The organism is Idiomarina sp. UBA3176 (assembly GCF_002364295.1).
GTDB lineage: Bacteria > Pseudomonadota > Gammaproteobacteria > Enterobacterales > Alteromonadaceae > Idiomarina > Idiomarina loihiensis.
Genome location: NZ_DEXU01000023.1, coordinates 115,477 through 134,835, shown reverse-complemented (window position 1 = coordinate 134,835; position 19,359 = coordinate 115,477). Strand labels below are relative to the sequence as shown.

19 protein-coding genes are annotated in these 19,359 nt (G+C 47.3%); 3 read left to right on the top strand and 16 right to left on the bottom strand.

What is annotated here, in order from left to right:
• Positions 1–2 precede the first annotated feature (2 nt).
• Positions 3–773, top strand: coding sequence for a thiazole synthase (locus B2U97_RS10195; protein ID WP_153849043.1), 771 nt, complete (start codon positions 3–5; stop codon positions 771–773).
• Positions 770–1,912 (top strand): 2-iminoacetate synthase ThiH, encoded by a 1,143-nt coding sequence (gene thiH / locus B2U97_RS10190; RefSeq protein WP_153849042.1) that lies wholly within the window; start codon positions 770–772, stop codon positions 1,910–1,912. Before B2U97_RS10195 ends, thiH begins: the two co-directional genes overlap by 4 nt.
• Here the strand turns inward: thiH and B2U97_RS10185 are convergent.
• The 3 genes from B2U97_RS10185 to B2U97_RS10175 are packed head-to-tail and all read right to left on the bottom strand — an operon-like array spanning position 1,863 to position 5,463.
• Positions 1,863–2,540, bottom strand: a complete 678-nt coding sequence (locus B2U97_RS10185; RefSeq protein WP_114981418.1) for a hypothetical protein — start codon at positions 2,538–2,540, stop codon at positions 1,863–1,865. The genes thiH and B2U97_RS10185 overlap by 50 nt on opposite strands.
• Complete coding sequence (eno, locus tag B2U97_RS10180; protein ID WP_011234024.1) at positions 2,494–3,786, bottom strand: phosphopyruvate hydratase; 1,293 nt, start codon at positions 3,784–3,786, stop codon at positions 2,494–2,496. The genes B2U97_RS10185 and eno overlap by 47 nt, the downstream gene beginning before the upstream one ends.
• Before the next feature lie 39 nt (positions 3,787–3,825).
• Positions 3,826–5,463 (bottom strand): CTP synthase, encoded by a 1,638-nt coding sequence (locus B2U97_RS10175; RefSeq protein ID WP_114981422.1) that lies wholly within the window; start codon positions 5,461–5,463, stop codon positions 3,826–3,828.
• 159 nt (positions 5,464–5,622) lie between these two features.
• Here B2U97_RS10175 and B2U97_RS10170 point away from each other — a divergent pair, with 159 nt between their 5' ends.
• Positions 5,623–6,258 (top strand): cation transporter, encoded by a 636-nt coding sequence (locus B2U97_RS10170; RefSeq protein WP_272988042.1) that lies wholly within the window; start codon positions 5,623–5,625, stop codon positions 6,256–6,258.
• A 24-nt stretch (positions 6,259–6,282) separates the two neighbouring features.
• On the opposite strand, the gene B2U97_RS10165 is transcribed toward B2U97_RS10170, so the two are convergent.
• From B2U97_RS10165 to B2U97_RS10105, 13 genes are all read right to left on the bottom strand, one after another.
• Positions 6,283–6,744, bottom strand: a complete 462-nt coding sequence (locus B2U97_RS10165; protein ID WP_272988044.1) for an RDD family protein — start codon at positions 6,742–6,744, stop codon at positions 6,283–6,285.
• A gap of 180 nt (positions 6,745–6,924) precedes the next feature.
• Positions 6,925–10,056 carry an efflux RND transporter permease subunit gene (locus B2U97_RS10160; protein ID WP_114981428.1) on the bottom strand — a complete coding sequence of 1,044 codons (3,132 nt, stop codon included), beginning with the start codon at positions 10,054–10,056 and terminating at the stop codon, positions 6,925–6,927.
• Positions 10,057–10,066: 10 nt separating this feature from the next.
• A complete protein-coding gene (locus tag B2U97_RS10155) occupies positions 10,067–10,972 on the bottom strand; it encodes an efflux RND transporter periplasmic adaptor subunit (RefSeq protein ID WP_114981430.1) in 906 nt (301 codons plus the stop codon).
• The gene (locus B2U97_RS10150; RefSeq protein WP_114981432.1) at positions 10,969–12,216 is read right to left on the bottom strand and encodes a TolC family protein; all 1,248 of its coding nucleotides are present in this window, start codon (positions 12,214–12,216) and stop codon (positions 10,969–10,971) included. The genes B2U97_RS10155 and B2U97_RS10150 overlap by 4 nt, the downstream gene beginning before the upstream one ends.
• Positions 12,217–12,265: 49 nt before the next feature.
• Positions 12,266–12,592, bottom strand: a complete 327-nt coding sequence (locus B2U97_RS10145; protein WP_227016301.1) for a hypothetical protein — start codon at positions 12,590–12,592, stop codon at positions 12,266–12,268.
• 67 nt (positions 12,593–12,659) lie between these two features.
• A complete protein-coding gene (locus tag B2U97_RS10140) occupies positions 12,660–14,630 on the bottom strand; it encodes a hypothetical protein (RefSeq protein ID WP_114981434.1) in 1,971 nt (656 codons plus the stop codon).
• A gap of 37 nt (positions 14,631–14,667) precedes the next feature.
• A complete protein-coding gene (locus tag B2U97_RS10135; protein WP_114981436.1) occupies positions 14,668–15,378 on the bottom strand; it encodes a hypothetical protein in 711 nt (236 codons plus the stop codon).
• A 196-nt stretch (positions 15,379–15,574) separates the two neighbouring features.
• Positions 15,575–15,967, bottom strand: a complete 393-nt coding sequence (locus B2U97_RS10130; RefSeq protein WP_110014063.1) for a SecDF P1 head subdomain-containing protein — start codon at positions 15,965–15,967, stop codon at positions 15,575–15,577.
• Between the two features lie 47 nt (positions 15,968–16,014).
• Positions 16,015–16,659 carry a class I SAM-dependent methyltransferase gene (locus tag B2U97_RS10125; RefSeq protein ID WP_114981438.1) on the bottom strand — a complete coding sequence of 215 codons (645 nt, stop codon included), beginning with the start codon at positions 16,657–16,659 and terminating at the stop codon, positions 16,015–16,017.
• Positions 16,660–16,687: 28 nt separating this feature from the next.
• On the bottom strand, positions 16,688–17,314 hold the full coding sequence (locus tag B2U97_RS10120) for an HAD-IB family phosphatase (protein WP_114981440.1): 627 nt from the start codon (positions 17,312–17,314) through the stop codon (positions 16,688–16,690).
• Positions 17,315–17,423: 109 nt separating this feature from the next.
• The gene (locus tag B2U97_RS10115; protein ID WP_114981441.1) at positions 17,424–17,642 is read right to left on the bottom strand and encodes a type II toxin-antitoxin system Phd/YefM family antitoxin; all 219 of its coding nucleotides are present in this window, start codon (positions 17,640–17,642) and stop codon (positions 17,424–17,426) included.
• 60 nt (positions 17,643–17,702) lie between these two features.
• Positions 17,703–18,068 (bottom strand): cupin domain-containing protein, encoded by a 366-nt coding sequence (locus B2U97_RS10110; RefSeq protein WP_114981443.1) that lies wholly within the window; start codon positions 18,066–18,068, stop codon positions 17,703–17,705.
• 30 nt (positions 18,069–18,098) lie between these two features.
• Positions 18,099–19,337 (bottom strand): pyridoxal phosphate-dependent decarboxylase family protein, encoded by a 1,239-nt coding sequence (locus B2U97_RS10105; protein WP_114981445.1) that lies wholly within the window; start codon positions 19,335–19,337, stop codon positions 18,099–18,101.
• Positions 19,338–19,359 lie beyond the last annotated feature (22 nt).

The following is a 19,359-nucleotide window of genomic DNA, read 5'->3' as shown; positions in this document are numbered from 1 at the left end:
CCATGCTGAGAATAGCCGATCGAGATTTTCATTCCCGTTTATTCATAGGCTCTGGCAAATACAGTAGCGCGGATATTATGCAGAAGTCCCTTGCGGCTTCCGGTAGCAAGTTAGTAACGCTGGCATTAAAGCGCGTTGAACTTGAGCGCCCCACTGACGACATTGTCACGCCTATACAAAACTTAGGTTTACAGCTTTTGCCAAATACCTCTGGTGCCAAAACTGCACAAGACGCTATTTTTGCTGCACGCCTTGCCCGTGAAGCTTTAGGTACCCATTGGCTTAAACTGGAAATACACCCCGACCCCAACTATTTGCTGCCGGACCCGATAGAAACCCTAAAAGCCGCTGAAACTTTGGTAAAAGAAGGCTTTACCGTACTGCCCTACTGCGGTGCTGATCCCGTATTGTGTAAACGCTTAGAGGAAGTTGGCTGTGCGGCAGTTATGCCGTTAGGCGCTCCCATAGGCTCAAACCAGGGCCTGCTTACTCGAGACTTCCTACGGATTATTATCGAGCAGGCATCGCTACCCGTCATTGTCGATGCGGGCATTGGCGCGCCAAGCCACGCTGTTGAAGCTATGGAAATGGGCGCAGACGCTGTGCTGGTGAATACCGCCATAGCCACTGCAAACGACCCCGTCGCTATGTCAAAAACCTTTCGCGATGCGGTTATTGTTGGGCGTCAGGCCTTTGAAGCAGGCTTAAGTCAAAACGCTTCGCTAAAAGCGTCCGCATCCAGCCCGTTAACGGAGTTTCTGGAGTCGCTATGAGCTTTTATACTACCTGGGAGCAGACCAGCTGGGATGATACCCGCCTGCAGCTTTACAGTAAAAACGCGGCTGACGTTGAAACCGCTTTAAGCAAAAAACATCTGAATACGGGCGATTTTATGGCGTTACTGTCGCCGGCGGCGGAGTCCTATCTGCCCCTTATGGCAGAGCGCTCACAACAACTGACCCGGCAACGCTTTGGTAACACACTGCACTTGTTTATTCCGCTGTATTTATCGAATCTGTGTGCTAACGATTGCAGCTACTGCGGCTTTTCCATGAGTAACCGCTTAAAGCGCAAAACCTTGTCACCAACTGAAATCGAGCAGGAATGTCAGGCCATAAAAGCCAAAGGTTTTGACACCCTGCTGATAGTGACTGGCGAGCATGAAACCAAGGTAGGTATTGATTATTTTCGTCACGCGCTACCTATTATCAAACGCTATTTCAGCTATGTCATGTTTGAGGTGCAGCCATTGGCTACCCATGAATACGCTGAATTACGCACGCTGGGTCTGGACGCCGTTATGGTGTATCAGGAAACTTATCAGGCCGCCACGTATGCTAAACATCACTTAAAAGGCAAAAAACGCGATTTCCGCTGGCGGCTTGAAACGCCCGACCGCCTGGGCGAATGCGGTATCGATAAAATTGGCCTGGGCTCGCTGATTGGACTGGAGGACTGGCGTATCGACAGCACCTTTACCGCCATGCATCTGGATTATTTACGGCGACTCTACTGGCGCAGTCGTTATTCGCTGTCGTTTCCCCGGCTACGGCCCTGTGCCGGTGGTGTCGATAACGCAAGGACAATTTCTGATAAACAACTGGTTCAGTTAATTTGCGCCTATCGGTTGCGGTTCCCCGATGTAGAACTCAGCCTTTCCACGCGCGAACAGCAGGCGCTTCGTGATGGGTTGTTTCGGCTAGGTGTGACCTCGGTCAGTGCCGAATCGAAAACTCAGCCCGGCGGTTACGCCAACGAGCAACAAGAGCTGGAACAGTTTTCCATAGATGACGACAGGCCAGTAAGTGAAGTGGCGCAGGCAATAAAAGCGAAAGGATTACAACCGGTATGGCAGGACTGGCTTAACGAGCTATCCGCAATGCCACCTGAAACTTTTTCCAGTCCAGAGTAGCCACCAGTAACAACTCACGCAGCGTTAAGGTGCGTGGGTTAACGCGCCCTTTATGATTCCACTGATGTCCACAGCTGGCTGCGGTCATAACACGCTTATTAGGCTTGAGTAAGGTATCCTGACTATGTTCACCCTGCCCGGTAAAATCAAACCAGCCACGGTAATTCAGATGCAGACGCTTTTTATCAGGATCCACACGGTCGATGCTGTCGAGCATTATGGTCGTAAATTCAGGAGTTTGATAACGAACAGGAACCACCAGACCCAAAGCTGCATGTTTAGCAAACCATTGGCTCTGCCCTTCGGCAGATATACCGGCTGAAGGAGCTTTTGTTGGCTGAGGAGCCTGCCAGCTGGCGTTCTGAACATCCAACTTTAACGGCGAATACTGCACTGCATTGAGGCAACCATGAGCGGCGTGACGAATATAGTGCGGGAGACTGGCTAAACGACGTTGCAGAGCCGCAACAGGCATATCATTAACCTGTGCCAGTTGCGGTAATTCACGTTCATACAGCGCTGAGCACAGCTCGGCAAAATCGCCCTGCTGAGCCAGCGGCTGAAATATGTCCGCCTGTTGATTAGCCAGCGTTGACTTCCTGTCGTCCGCGGTAAGGCGCTTGGCCATTCAAATCGCCCTCTATACGCAATAATTGGTTGTACTTAGCAACCCGGTCAGAGCGACACAGCGAGCCGGTTTTAATTTGACCCGCTGCGGTGCCTACTGCCAAATCGGCAATAGTGGCGTCTTCGGTTTCACCCGAACGGTGAGAAATAACCGCCGAGTAACCTGCTTCACGCGCCATCGCAATGGCTGCTAAGGTTTCTGTCAGGCTACCAATCTGATTAAATTTAATCAAAATTGAATTGGCAATCGACTTGTCGATACCTTCTTTCAGAATACGCGTATTAGTTACAAACAGGTCATCACCGACCAACTGAACTTTGCTGCCCAGTTTTTCGGTTAAGACTTTCCAGCCGTCCCAGTCGCTTTCATCCAGGCCATCCTCAATAGAAATAATAGGATAACGGTCACACAGCTCTGCCAGATAATCAGCAAACTCTTCGGCGGTAAAGGACTTACCTTCGCCAGACAATTCGTATTTACCGTCACGGTAGAATTCAGATGCAGCGCAATCCAAAGCCAGGGTAATGTCGCTGCCCATTTTATAGCCCGCGTTTTCAACCGCTTCGACAATCACCTGCAAGGCTTCTTCATTAGATGCCAAGTTAGGCGCAAACCCGCCCTCGTCACCAACCGCTGTGCTTAAACCGCGCTTCTGCAGAACCTTTTTCAGAGCATGGAACACTTCAGCGCCCATACGCAGGCCTTCTTTGAAGCTTTCAGCGCCAACCGGCTGGATCATGAACTCCTGAATATCCACGTTATTATCTGCATGTTCACCACCGTTTAAGATGTTCATCATTGGCAGTGGCATGCTGTATTTACCGCTGGTGTTATTCAGGTTGGCAATATGTTCGTAAAGCTCAATGCCTTTACTCAAAGCCGCTGCTTTCGCCACAGCAAGAGACACAGCTAAAATAGCGTTAGCACCCAACTTTTCTTTATTGTCGGTACCGTCCAGCCTCAACATAATGTTATCGACAGCTTCCTGGTTAATCGCATCAATACCGCTTAAGGCTTCAGCGATAGCGCCATTAATATTGGCGACTGCCGTTTCAACACCCTTACCTAAGTAACGAGAAGTGTCGCCGTCACGTAACTCCAGAGCTTCACGTGAACCGGTTGATGCACCACTTGGTGCTGCCGCACGGCCCATGTGGCCAGACTCCAGGTAAACGTCGGCTTCAACCGTCGGGTTACCACGGGAGTCCATAATTTCACGACCAACAACTTTAACAATCTTACTCATGCTTAAATCCTGTTTAATGCTTAATCATTAGCCGGGTTATTAACCCAAACGCTCTTTATGAAATTCGCCAGCAGCTTCTATAAAGCCTTTAAATAACGGGTGCCCGTCACGCGGCGTTGAAGTGAATTCCGGGTGGAACTGTACTGCCACAAACCAGCGGTGTTTCGGGTTTTCCAGAATTTCAACCAACTGCTTATCGTGCGAGTAACCGGTAATTTTTAAGCCAGCTTTCTCCAGTGCTTCAACATAATGGTTGTTCACTTCGTAACGATGACGGTGGCGTTCTTCAATAGTCTCTTTACCGTACATTTTAAGTGCTTTAGAGCCCTTTTCTAAATGACATTCTTGTGAGCCCAGGCGCATAGTGCCCCCCAAATCAGAATGCTTATCGCGCAATTCTTTCTGGCCACTGGCATCCATCCATTCAGTGATAAGTCCCACCACAGGATCGCTGCAACTCTCATCAAATTCAGTGCTGTTAGCGCCAGCTAAACCAGCCACATTACGAGCGAATTCAATCATTGCGACTTGCATACCTAAACAAATGCCCAAATACGGAACATTGTTTTCACGAGCGTATTTCGCCGCAATTAGTTTTCCTTCAATACCACGACCACCAAAGCCACCGGGAACCAAAATAGCATCCACGTCTTCAAGCTTAGAGGTACCTTTGGTTTCTAAATCTTGCGAGTCTATATAACGAATGTTCACCGTTAAACGATTCTTAAGACCAGCATGCGCTAAGGCTTCGTTAACTGACTTGTAAGCGTCAGGCAGTTCAACGTACTTACCGACAAAACCAACCGTGACTTCACCGTTCGGATTCGATTCCTGATAAAGAACCTCTTCCCACTCATGCAAGTCGGCTTCAGGACAGTCCAGACGAAAACGTTTAGTGACTATGTCGTCCAGGCTCTGAGCTTTTAGCATAGAAGGTATTTTGTAAATACTGTCAACGTCGCGCAGGCCAATAACCGCGCGCTCTTCTACGTTGGTAAACAAAGCGATTTTCGAGCGCTCAGTTGCCGGTAAAGAACGATCTGAACGGCATATCAATATATCGGGTTGAATACCAATAGAACGCAGTTCTTTCACTGAGTGCTGTGTTGGCTTGGTTTTCACTTCACCCGCAGCGCCTAAGAATGGCACCAGGGTCAGATGCATAAATAAGGTGTGGTCACGACCAATTTCCGTGCCCAACTGACGAATGGCTTCAAGGAAAGGTTGTGACTCAATGTCACCCACCGTGCCACCAATTTCAATAATGGCAATATCGAAGCCTTTACTGCCTTCAATAACACGACGCTTAATTTCGTTGGTAATGTGAGGAATGACCTGAATGGTCGCTCCTAAAAACTCACCTTTACGCTCACGGCGGATAATGTCTTCATAGACACGGCCGGTGGTAAAGTTGTTGCTGCTGGTCATACGGGTGCGAATAAAACGCTCGTAGTGACCAAGGTCAAGATCGGTTTCAGCTCCATCTACGGTGACAAAAACTTCACCGTGCTGAATTGGACTCATGGTACCCGGATCTACGTTAATGTAGGGATCCAGCTTCATGATAGTAACGTTAAGGCCCCGTGCTTCTAGAATTGCCGCCAGGGAGGCTGCAGCAATGCCTTTACCCAGCGAGGATACAACTCCGCCGGTTACGAAAATATAGTTTGTCGCCATGTGATACCTAGTTGGTCAGGTCAAATTTGGGATTGCATTCAGACGGGAAAGTAGTATACCGAAAGACGACCCTAACAACAAATAAAAAGCACGCCACCTGTCTCCAACCAAGCACTTTTGCTAGTATAGCGCCAGCTAAAACCTATTCGGAGTTACTTTATGTCATCCTGCTGTAGCACCACCGCACAACAACACATCGACAAAGCACAAAGGACATTATTATGGACCGTGCTGGTTCTTAACGGAGTGATGTTTTTCGTTGAATTTATTGCGGGTTGGTTAGCAGAGTCCAGTGGGCTTATTGCCGACTCATTAGATATGCTGGCGGATACTCTGGTTTATGCAGTTAGTTTGTATGCTGTTGGTAAAGCCATAAAATACAAAGCCAACGCCGCCATTCTTAACGGCACACTGCAAACCGTGCTGGCACTTGTGGTTTTGGCAGATGTGTTACAACGTTTAATTTTTGGCAGCCAGCCTAACGCCAACATGATGCTCTGGGTTGCCCTGCTCGCTCTTGCCGTTAATATCGCTTGTTTCGCTTTGCTGTACAGCTCGCGCAATGGCGATATTAACATTCGTGCCAGCTGGATATGCTCGCGCAACGACATGATAATGAACGGCGGGGTAATTCTCTCAGCTCTGCTGGTTGCTAAGCTTAATATGGCCTGGCCGGACTTAGTCATAGCCACAGTCATTGCTTTAATTGTGCTGCGCTCTGCAATACGCATTATTCGCGATGCACGAGCAGTAAAAACGGGTGAGAAAACTGACATTTCAGGGTGCTGTGGCTAGGCTCCAGAATATAGCAAAAAAACGCTAAGATCTAAACTCAAAAGGCCCTTTCGATTCGCTGCGAACCACTACGGTACCAGCTAATATATCGTGCCAGGCCTGCTTTTTGTCACTGAACACTATCCAGAAAAAGCCTAAAAGGACAGGTAGTGCCGAGAGTATATAAGCAAAATAACGGCCGATGGCTTTCCCTATACTCAGGGTCCCCCCAGTATGCTCATCCACTACCCGTAATTTCAATATCATTTTACCGGGTGTTCCTAAAAACTTAATCCAGAAAAAGATAGTCAGTATGGCCGGTATAACGTAGTTAATCAGTACGTCCCAGAAGCCGTATATCAGCTTTTCACCTTGCCAGTACTCCTGACCGTAGATAAATCCAACGGGTATTGAAAACAAAATCACCAAGATAACAACGTCAATTAACATCGCTGCAAAGCGAATTCGAAACCCGGCGTACTTAGCGTATTCTTTTTTATCTTCCATTATTGTCCCTTTCCAATCCGTTGTTAATTATGGAAGCTTAATCATCAAACCGATTTAGATAATGAAAAAGAACATATGTCCAAATAACAGCTGCGGGTATCAGACTAAAAGCAAGTTGAGAGTAAATCAATAAAAAAGCGCGCTCAAAATGAACACGCTTATTCGGAGGGATTAATAAAATTACGTTTTCGCCTGTTTAAATCGATTTACCAAATAAAACAACGCGGGTAGAACAACCAGCGTCAGAAGCGTTGACGAAATAATACCACCAATAACAACGGTGGCCAGAGGCCGTTGAACCTCTGCTCCGGTACCCGTATTAAATGCCATAGGAACAAAGCCCAAGCTCGCCACAAGAGCCGTCATCAGTACCGGTCGCAGACGTTGTTGCGCCCCCTCAAATACAGCGTCTTTCAGCTGTAAACCATCCCGAAGCAACTGTCGGATAAAAGACAGCATAACAACCCCGTTTAACACCGCGACGCCGGACAAGGCAATAAAACCCACCGCCGCAGAAATAGACAGAGGCATGCCTCGCAATGACAAAGCGAAAATCCCGCCGGTTAATGCCAAGGGCACTCCGGTAAAGATAATCAATGCGCTGCTTAAAGAACCGAAGGCGCTATACAGCAGACCTAAAATCAGCAACAGCGTCAACGGAACCACCAGGCTTAAGCGCTGTGAAGCTGACTGCAACTGCTCAAAAGTGCCGCCATAATCAATCCAATAACCAGTCGGAATATCCAGGTTTGTGTTTAAACTCTCCTGAACCGCATTAACAAATGAGCCCAAGTCGCGGTCAGTAACGTTAGCACTGACAATGACATTCCGTTTACCACTTTCCCGGTTAATTTGATTAGGCCCATTAGCTAAAGTCAGTTTAGCCACTTCACCTAACGGCACATACTGTAGCTCTGGGTTATTTGCCGCAGGCACATCTACCGGCAGTTGTTTCAATTTTTCAATGTTCTGCCGCCAGTCATTGTCCAGCCGAACCAATAACTTGAAACGTTTGTCACCTTCATAAATAACCCCAGCCTGAATGCCGCCTACGGCACTCTGCAGTGTACTTTGTACATCAGCAACCGTAAGCCCCAGCAACGCCAAATGGTCTCGCTTAGGTTCAACAGACAAGATAGGTAAGCCGGTCATTTGCTCAACGCGCACGCCGGAAGCCCCCGGAGCCTCTCTGATAATAGCCGCGGCTGAGTCACCCAGTTGTTTGAGCTGCTCAAGGTCGTCGCCGTATATACGTACGCCAAGATCAGCCCGCACTCCAGCAATCAGCTCGTTAAACCGCATTTCTATCGGCTGGGTAAATTCGTACTTGTTACCGGGTAACTCTTGTACCTCCTCACGAATTTCACTGACCAGTTGCTCTTTAGTTTTATCCGGGTTGGGCCAGTCTTTGCGCTCCTTCAGCATAATAAAGGTATCAGCCACGCTCGGTGGCATCGGATCCGTTGCTACATCTGGTGTACCAATTTTAGAGAAGACGCGCTTTACTTCGGCAAATTCCGCCACCACGGCTTCTACGTCTTTTTGCATATCAACCGACTGCTGTAAGCCTGTGCCCGGAATTCGCAAGGCATGCATCGCAATGTCGCCTTCGTCCAGTTGCGGCAAAAACTCCGTACCCATACGACTGGCCTGAAACAAAGAAACAGCGAACAAGCCGAAACCGATAGCAATAACGAACACCGGAAGTTTTAGAGCCCCCCTTAATACCGGTTGATAAGCTTTACGAGCGCCGCGCATCACTTTGTTCTCGCCGTGCTTAATATTGCCACGGACAAAGATAGCGACAGCGGCAGGGACAAAAGTGACCGAAAAAATCAAGGCACCCAGCAGCGCCGCAACGACAGTAAAGGCCATAGGATGGAACATTTTTCCTTCCACGCCGCTTAACGCGAATATGGGCAGGTATACCAGCATAATAATGAGGACACCGAATACCGCCGGATTGAATACCTCACGCGTACTTTTCATAACCTCAACTAAGCGTTCCTGAGTTCTTAACACTCTTCCTAACCGCTGTTGCGCATTACCCAGTCGTCGCAAAGCATTTTCCACTACAATAACGGCCCCATCGACAATAATGCCAAAGTCTATCGCACCCAGGCTCATCAGGTTGCCGGACACTTTATTCGTGACCATTCCGGTAATAGCAAACAGCATACTAAGCGGGATAACGCATGCGGTGATCAAGGCAGCACGTATATTGCCGAGCAAGATAAACAGAACCACAATAACCAGAACCGCACCTTCAAAAAGGTTCTTCTCAACCGTGGCAATGGTTTTATCCACTAAGGTAGTACGATTATAAATAGGCTCAGCAACCACGCCTTCTGGTAAGCTTTGTTGCACTTGTTCCAGCTTTTCAGACACCGCTTGTGACACTATGCGGCTGTTCTCACCAATAAGCATCATGGCGGTGCCCAGAACCACTTCTTCCTGATTAGATGTAGCTGCACCGGTGCGCAGCTGTTCACCCAGTTTGACTTCAGCGACATGGCGCACCCGAACCGGCGCATCGTCCCGCTTTGATACCACCACATTGCCAATGTCTTCCAGAGATTGTAACTGACCCGGCGAGCGCACCAGCCACTGTTCCCCGTTCTTTTCTATATATCCGGCGCCGGCGTTTCGGTTGTTCAAGTCCAGAGCTTTTAGTAAGTCCTTCATGGTCACTTTGTAAGCCAGCATACGCCCCGGTTGAGGTGCAACCTGGTATTGCTTTTCATAGCCGCCAACACTGTTTATTTCGGTAACCCCCGGTACTTTTACCAACTGCGGTTTAATGATCCAGTCCTGTATAGTGCGCAGACTTTCCGCAGTATAAGCCTTACCCTCTGCGTCGGTTGCCCCTGGTTTTGCTCTGACAACGTAGTTAAAGATCTCTCCCAAACCGGAGGCTATGGGTCCCATTGCGGGTTCAACGCCTTGCGGCAGTTCCCCTCTAACCTGCTGTAGTCGCTCACTAATTTGCTGTCGAGCCCAGTAAATGTCGGTGCCTTCTTCAAATACCACGGTTACCTGAGACAAACCATAACGAGAAATTGAGCGGGTATAATCCAGCTTCGGAATGCCCGCCATAGCCGTTTCTACCGGGTAAGTGATACGTTGTTCTGTTTCCAGCGGTGAATAACCCGGCGCCTCGGTATTCACCTGTACCTGCACATTGGTAATGTCCGGCACCGCATCAATTGGCAGCTTCATGGTGCTATACACACCAACAGCCGCAATCAAAAAGGTCGCAGCCACCACTAACCAGCGGCGTTCAACCGCAAAGCGAATGAGTGCATCAATCATGATAGTCCCCCTAGTGGCTGTGCCCTGCACCTTGTTTGAGAATGTCAGCTTTAATCAAATAACTGTTGCCAATGACATACTCTGCGCCTGACTGAAGCCCCGAAAGAACCTCGACGTAGTCACCCGATTTGCGCCCTGTTTTAATCTCACTGGCTTCAAACCGGTTGCCGTTGCGGATAAAAACTACGGTTTCTCCGTTCAAGGTCTGAATGGCATCGGACTCAACCGCGATATCGGCAGTAAAGGTGTCAGTTGTGACATCCGCTTTAACATGCATTCCCGGGCGCCAATGTCCTGACTTATTGGGCAACACGACGCGTGCCCGGGCTATGTGACCGCCGGTCATCTGAGGTGCAATGTAAGATACTGTACCGCTTACCGTTTTATGGTGGTGTAAGTCATATACCTCAGCGCTCTGACCTTCTTGCATTGCCTCCACGTTTTCGGGAAATGCTGACAACTCTACCCAAACTGAAGCGGTATTAATTACCTGAAATAAAGGTTGTTGATCAACCAGTTCACCAATATTAGTAAATCGTTCAGAAACCTCGCCACTAATGGGGCTGACCACATTGAACTTGGTACCTGTACTGACGTTTTCGACTACGGCAAGTACCTCGCCCTTTTTAACTGAGTCGCCGATATTGGCATTAAGCGAACTCACAATGCCTTTATAGCGGGCGCTAATATGCGCAATATTGTTATTCTCCGGGGCAATTACGCCGAAAACAGTTTGAGTCACAGCCATGCGTTGGGAGCTAACTTGTCCCATAGTCAGGTCGGCGTTTTCAATAGCTTTATCGCTCAGTTCGGTATGCGACTTTTCATGGTGGTCATCTTCCGACGCCCAGATTTTTTGGGGGTAACTACAGACAGCCAACAAAGCAGCTGCTAAAAAGTAAGTTGATAGTTTCACTGCTGTTCTCCTAAAAATGCTTGTCCGGTCATACGTTCCAGCTGAATGACATCGCTGTATATGGCGTGCTCCCGCGAAACTCTTTGGTACTCGAGCTGAGCTAGCTCATTCTGCGCATCCAGCACCTGCAATAACGAATGCGTACCGCGCACATAGCCCTGGTTCGTTTGTTCGACCAGTTGCTGTGCCAATGGCAATAGCGTGTCTTTCACTTTTTGTCGGTAGTTTTGGTGGGTTTGCAGGCTGTTTATTAGCGCCAGTGCCAGCGAGCGCAACTGAGTTCGCACTAGTTTTTGCTGCTGCAGGTTCGATTGATGCAAAACCCGACGCTGCTTAATACGCCCGATATTAGGATCTTGCAGTTGCAATGGCATCGAAGCTTCAACAACAAAACCGGTATCATCCGACTGATTGTTGTAACGTACGCCAAATCCGAGACTTAAGTCAGAGGTAGAGTCTGCTTCCAACGCCTTTGCCTGAGCCCGCAATAAGCGTTCGGAATCTAACAGGCGTAAATATTCAGGCGCTTTATTTACTGCATTTAGAACGTCCGATTGCTTCGGCAACTTTAAGGGGAAATAAAAAGTCCCCGAAACTTGGTTAAAGTTTGGCTGCTCAGCCCACATTGCGCTGAGCTTTGCCTGCGCTTTAGCCAACTGGCCTTTCAGTTCCTCTATATCAGCCCGTTGGCTCTCGCGCTGAAGTTGGATACGGGTTACCTCAGAGTTTGGAACCGCGCCGGCATTTGCCCGCTCCTGCGCAGTTTCTAAGAGACTCTCCATACGATGAAGCTGCTGCTTGCTAAGACGAATAAACTCCTGCAGCTTGAGTACTTGGTAAAAGCGTTGTGTGGTTTGTGCCAGTACCTCAATGCGCTGGTATTCAAACTCGGCCTGTTGCACTTTTTCTTCGGCTGTAGCCGCATTCATACGCTGCTGGCGTTTCTCACCTAACTCAATGACCTGAGAGAAGGACAGCGTCATCTGCGCACTATCCAGACCGGAGCTTTCACCAGAGCCAGCAAAGTTTTCAACTTCCAGTCCAACTCTCGGATTAGGTGAAAACTCAGCCTGCAGAGTCAGTGCCTCGGCGGCCTGCTGTTGGTAATCGTACTTTTGTAAATCGGGGTTACTCTTCAGCGTGCGGTTTAATGCATCACTTAAAGTTAAATCTGACGCGGCAGCACTAACCGGAAACACCAATATGGCACCCAGAAAGACCACCACGAAGCTCAAACGCTTCATGTTTTTTCTCCAATTGTTCGCTATTTAAAAATGACGGTAGAAATGGAGATTAAGCGTTTGGTGGGGGAACCGGCGGTTGATGGGCTAAACCCTTATCAAAAATCACAGCGGTAGGTTGAGCTTCGGTAATAACGGGACAAGCAGAGACACTAATGCCATAACCAGTAATGCAACTAACGTGCGCATGAAACTGGTGGTCGTGCCCCTGCTCAAGATCTAAAGATGAAGAATTCGGGCTATGTTCCAAACCATGGTTTACATCAAAAACAACATCCACACTGCTGTGGCTTGCGTCTTCCATATGGCCAACCACAGACGCACAGGTAAAAAAGCTGTATATCAGGATGACTGTAATGAGTAACCATGAGATTTTCATGCCCGCTACTTTATCGAACTTAAGCCGCGAACGCTAGCGCAGAGCAATAAAGCTATAAGCCTATAAACTACTTTGCGTTCTGCGTGCCAGTAGAATTCAAGTCAATATCTACGTCATAGTCGATAAATTTAGCCTCCCCCATATACCAAACTTCAAAGGTTTCGGGCTCGCCATAAAAATAGTAAACATCTACCGGTGGCTTGTTCCGACCATGAGCATACACAAAAGACTGCCTCGTTATTTCCTTGAGGTATCCCTTGCTATCCTTAACAAAAACCTCATTCCGGCGACGTTCTTGTTCGTACGCTTTTCTTTTTATCGTTTCGCGCGGCTCAAACTCCGCGTAGTCAATAATGAGTCGGTTACCTTTTAGACTTACGCCTTGCGGCAGTTCGTCTTTAGCATAGCTTTCTTTCGTTAGATTAGGCGCGATAAGCACTGGAAGCGCGGCTTTAAAACGTTCAGGTTTGGTTGTGAACCTTTTTGGATAATAATCAATACTGTGCGCTTTAAAGTCATAAGCAAATTCAATGCTCTCTAAGTCCGTGCTTTCGAGGTTTCCACTTTTCTTTAACTCAACTTCAGCGGCATCCTGCACTGGCTCATTATTTTCATCAAAGAACTTATGACCGGCCATTGCAGATGCCGCCACCCGGTTACCACTTTCAATAAATACATCACTTTGTACATTGGGGTAAAACCACCTTATAACTCCGGGGGTTTCAACATCCTGTCTTTTCGGGTCGTCGAACTCATATCCCCGGAAATGCAGTAATGTCATTAAATCTGAAATTTCTTGTGCATTTAATTCGGTACGGGATGCTGTAACAGGCAGACGATCATTGTAAACAGGAGCCGTTAGCTCAATCTCAGGTATATCGCCCAGGCTGATCTCATAAGTCCGGGAATATGGCAGGTCAAGCACTGGAAGCTCTAACTCACGTTCCACTTTTTGGCTTTCTTCACCGTACACTAATAGCGTTAACAATCCTTTGTCTACTTGTCCGTTAAAGGCCCTGCCTAAGTATATTTTACCAGCGCGCGCCTCTTTACTGTCTTTTTGCCAGGCCTCAAAATCCTTTTTTACAGCTTCTAAATCGATATTTCCCTGTTTAGCCTTTTCTATCACCTCTTCCAGCAGGTCGTTTTCCTGATAAACCTCAGACATAGGCCGACGTCGAGTTGACCGCCAGGCAAGATAATCCCCATTGGCTGTAACGGCCTCAGCAAGAACATCTTCATTCCCAAACAATTTAGCGGGGGCAGTGCCGTCTTCAGTACTAATTTCAACTACGTAATAGTCTTCCCCAAACTCCAGCACGTTAATTAAAAAGCCGTCCCGCTCCAGAGTTTCTCCAACATCTTCAGCGCTGAGTTCAAATGTAATTATCTGTTCTGGCAATTCTGCATAAAACTCTCCCTTTACAGCAACTGGTCTGGGGGACTTCTCATCGCGTGCCTCGGTGAAACAGAATTCTTCACGTGTATCGACAATATCGCCCAATGCCTGCTTATTATTTGCCATATCAGGAAAGCTCGCATATTCAGGGAAGCCCAAGGTATCACCGTTGTCGAAAATCATATTGGTGTATGTCAGACTGTAACGAAACGGAAACTCAAAGCCAGGCTTCAGAGTAAAACCCTGTTCGTTTGAATATTGCATGCAAGAGAGGTGTTTCCAACTGTTTACCGCTACCATACTTTGCAAGTACGCTTCGATCATTGCGTCCCTGTCACTGTATTGGTTGAAATGGAAAAACTCCGGCTGAGTGTATTCAACTTTTTCTATCCCGGCATAAAAGACAAAAACGTCCATCATCCATTGGAAGTTAGACATTTCCTGACCGTACAGTGCACGTCCGAGCTCTTCGTCCTCAAGCCCTTTTAATATTTCAAAACGGGCGTCGTGAAGTTCATCGCGTTGCTGAATTTGCTCGTACACAGTTCGACCCTCCTGCTTAGCTTCCTTGCTTTCTGCACAACCCGCGCTCAGCATTGCGCTGACAAAAGCAACACCCAAAACTTTGTATATATTCACTGTTTCCCTACCTATTTTTTTGGTACATCTTTGTGTGCTACTCGTTTATTTGAAACCACCAGAACAAGTACGGATATTCTTCTAAAGCTTCCGGCGGCGGTTGCTGTAAAAAGCCATGACCCGGATCAAGATCAAGCGCTCCGGTTTCCTGAACAATACCTCTAATTGCCTTAATGGATGCATCCGACTTAGCCTCTTCCAGCTGCGCTTCCTCGTGAAAAGACCATAAATATAAGCCTAATGCGGAATACCACAGGCTGACTAATTCAGGGTTACTCTGCTCTTTTGCCTCAACAATGACTTCTTTTGCCGTATCCTGAATAGCCATTTCCACCGGCGGCAATGCATCGTCGCCCGTAAGCAAGCCTGCTTCGACGAATTTCTGCCAGAGCGGTGAGCCAGCATCGCAATATAGGTAAGGTGGTTCAATGTAGCCGACGGTGGGGTTTGTCTCGCCGTTCCACTTTTCTTCAGGGTGAAGTCCAACAAAAGTAAACTCGCGTACGCTATCGAAAAAGGCTTTATGCGCGGCGTAGTCAGGGTGTTGAGTGAGTTTAAATTGGTAAACAAAGTTGTGTTTCAACAAAGTGTCAATAACACGAAGATGAGTAAAACCAGTATCCCAACATTCCTGAAATTGATAGAGGTTCCAGAATAGCGAGCGCAGTTCCTGGCTCGTCTTTGTTTTCGACTGAGCCAGACAGTTAACCGACGACTCAACCAGGTCTTCAAACTCGTGCATCGACATAAGACATTCCCTTATTAGTAATAGCGCGGCTCTTCACAATACAGCTAACGGAAGAAAACTTACTATGCACCTTCCATTGGCACCGTGTTGTCATTTTGTAAACTGAGTTTACCCAACTTAATACCCAGCTCCAATACAGTTGTGGACACCTTTACAGAAACTTAACCCTAAGTTTCTGCATAACGGCCTGGAGGAACTAACGTATGCGACGAGCGCCCTCGTCCATTCCGGTCACTCTAAACTTCTTTCCAAGTGGTGCCCTGACAACGGGGCTTGATATCAATTCATCACCACAATAAATTCGCATGGGTAAACCAATATGCTCTTTACTCGCGGCTTTCCATTTACTCAGCGCATGGTCGGCCACTTCTATTGTCCATTGAACCGTATTATTGTCGGTAGTTGTATTTAACGAACTAAGGTCAGAACGCTCTAACAGTAAGGTATCCGGGGCTCCCTCACTCTTTGCTGGTAAATATAAGTTAAAATCACAGTACTTTTCTTTGTCCTCTGCGATCGCAGTATCGTCCGCATACGTGAAAGCACTTACCAATAAAGCAAGAACCAGAATGTATTTAAAATTGGTCAAGTTTTGTCCCTGTAACTGAGTCGGTAAAAGGGTTTCCGGCTTTCTAGTTAAGCTTCGCAGATAATGATATTTATTATTTTATCAACGACTTCACCTGTATTACTAACGCCCTGCTCTACATAATACTCCGCATTTAGTAATCTAAACCCCGATTCTTGCAACAAGTTACAGGCAAGTTCTTTATCGTATAGCTCAAAACCATAAGGCACAAAAGGTAAGTCTTTCATAAACGAACTATCGCCAAAAGCGAGGCAAAATAGCCCTTGAGGTTTAAGAACACGTCGAATTTCCGCTAAATGTTCAAGCGGTTTGTCCCAAAAGTAGAGAGTATGAACGGTCAGAATCTTATCGAATACATTACTATCAAAATTGAGTTGAGAGGAATTGCCCTGCTGAAATGTCGCTTGCCCCGAAGTCACTATATCTTCGTTCATGCGTTTCGCTTCGGCAATCATATCTGCTGACCAGTCAACGCCGGTATAGGAGAGGTTATCAGCCCGTTTGATTATGTCAGCAGCAAAAACTCCATTGCCGGGACCAATTTCAAGCAGTGATTCTGAATGTTGTAGGTTTAAAAGGTTTATGCATTTTACGTTCAACTGACCGTTTGCACTGTTCATGTTTAAAGCGACTTCAGCGGCATGCTCTCCACTAGGGTGACGTAGCTGTGAAGCCAGAGTATGTGGATCCATTTTCGGTTACCCATTAACAAATAACATTTTAATTTTTCAAACCAGCAGAAGGCTCTGCTAATTCAGATATACGTTGCCACCTAAAGTACTTTTCATCCGCTAATGCCAACATGGGCATGTCTTCTTCGGTATTACCATAGGCAAATATGGTTTCAAAAGCTGACAAATCGAGGGTACGTTTAATCCCTTTCACCTTATTGCCCAGGCTGCAGTCGCCGAAAACATAACGGCCTGTTAATTTATTGTCTTTAAGCTCCAGTTCACTGCATATGAACTTAATACCCTGAGCCTTACACCAAAACGATAAATATGAATTTAACGATGCTGACACCACATAAATTTCGTCGCCGCGCTCTTTATGCCATTCAATTTTTGCAAGTGCTTCCTCTCTTATAACGCTAGGGAGGTAATGCGTAGCAAATTCTTTCGCTGACTTTAAAATTTCAGACTCACGACGATTCCAGAATACAATTCTGGATAACGCAGGCCTCGTTCGTGAGGCTTTTAAAAGCCCCAGTTTATACAGAATAATAATTGGTGCGGCTAAAATCAGAGCTGCTATAACGCGGTGCTTAGGGGTTGCGTAAAGCAGGAACTTTGTGTAGGTGTCTTGGTTAGTTATTGTGCCGTCAAAGTCAAAGAGAGCTAAGTTCATTGAGTTAGGCTATCCCGAATCCACTTTCATCAATCAATTTTTTGCAGGTTTGGCTCTAAAGCGTTGTAACGATAATCTAAATACCGTTGAAGCAACCACCGCGCAGTTATTATTCGAAGGCTTCATCTAGACTCAGCTCTTTGCTGCTTAGAGTCTTTTCAGACAACTTGACCAACTTAAGTAAAGCCATGATTTCCTGCTGAAACTCGTAATCAGAATATGACTGCACCATATAGGCGGGCTTACCTTTTTTAGTTACCAGTAAGTCTTCTTCTAGCTCAAGCGAGTTAGCATGCTCTTTTAAATAGGTAACCGTTTCCGTTTTCATAACCAACCTTAAAAAGGCTTTTTAAAGACTGTTTCAACTGTAGCAGGTTACGAATTAACCTCAAACCCAAACATTGTTCTTCGCCTTAAGCTGACCACCGGCTTCACCTGTATTGATAACGCCACTTGGTTCAATCAGGAGCACCTGGCATTCGCTCTCGGCAAAGGGTTTATGCTCTACTCCTTTAGGCACCACATACATTTCGCCTTCCGCTAACTGCACAACGTTATCCCTGAACTCAATACCCATTTTTCCCTTGAGTACCAGAAAAACTTCATCAGTATCTTTATGATCGTGCCAGACAAACTCCCCTTTAATTTTAACGACCTTAATTTGATAGTCGTTCATTTCGGCAACCACCCGTGGCGACCAGTGTTCGGAAAACTTACTCAATTTTTCGGCAAAATTAACGACCTTTGATGGCATTGATGTTCCCCTTTTTTGGCTGTTCCATACCTACTCTGTTTCAATTGCGGCAAGAACACTATCAATCACGCGGTCTGGATCGGCTTGTGGGTTAGCCGCTACTGAACGAAACCAGCTTTCATAACCTACTTGGGTCAATGAAACAAACGCCTCGTTCATTCGTTTGCGCACTTCAGTCGGAGAAGCATTCCGAGGCCGCCAAAGCACAACGCCAGTAACCGGTTTTGCGAAAAGCTCTAAGGCTGGTTCAGTTTCTATACGAGACGCGAGCCGCTGCGCTAATTGCATGCAATGCTCAATTTTCTCCGCAATACCCTCTTTACCCCAGGCCATAAGCGTTGCAGCCAGAGGAAGCGCAGTAGAGCCATGAGAGCCCAACAACCCGACATTCGGCACCGCAAGGTACCCTCCGCCGAAGCTCATTGCCTCATGAGCCTCCTTAGACTGCCTAAACATTACAACACCACTCTCTTTAGGTTGAAACAGCCATTTGTGAGCTGACACAGAAACAGAGTCTGCACTCTCAATACCATCCAACAAATTGGAATGTTTAGTTAAACGAAGGGCCCCCGCCCAGGCTGCATCAACATGACGCCATGCAGCATCTGGAAAAGCATTCAAAGGATCTATAGCACCCGCCGCAACAGTCCCGGCGGTTAGTACAACAGCAGTTTTCTCCATATCGATATTCTCTATCGCTTCCGGGCGCAGCTGATGCTGACTGTCCGCGGGTACCTCGTGGAAGTTTAAGTTAAGAAGAGAGGCGGCCTTACGAATACTTAAGTGTGCCATTTCACTCGCAACCACATTATGTACGCCCTTAAGCTCACGTGCCGCCCAAAGTGCTGTAATATTCGCCACTGTCGATCCCGGAACCAGATGCCCACCGTCCATACCAAAAAATTTACTAAGCCAGTGAACGACGGTTTCCTCAAGCTGCCGAGCCCCTTTTCCGGTATCTGTATGTAAAAGGTTCTGGTTACACGACGCAGCCCAGAGCGCACCAACCCAGGACACCCAGGGAGTCGGCGGATCCATATGCGCAAAATAGCCGGGATGATTAAGCCGGGCTGCCGAAGGAAAAAAGCCCTTCGCCAAATGCTCTAAAGCAGCCGAGCCTCCAAGTCCCTCGACCGGAAGCTCTGTCGGCAGATTAAAAGCGGGCTTTTCTGGCGTCACGCCGCGGTCGCCAGCGAGATGCTTTGAAAGTATAGCGAGCGCTTTTTCAAGCTCTTCTGACTGAAATAGAAAATCATCATCTTTCGACATGGAAACCTCCAATTTCGGGCTA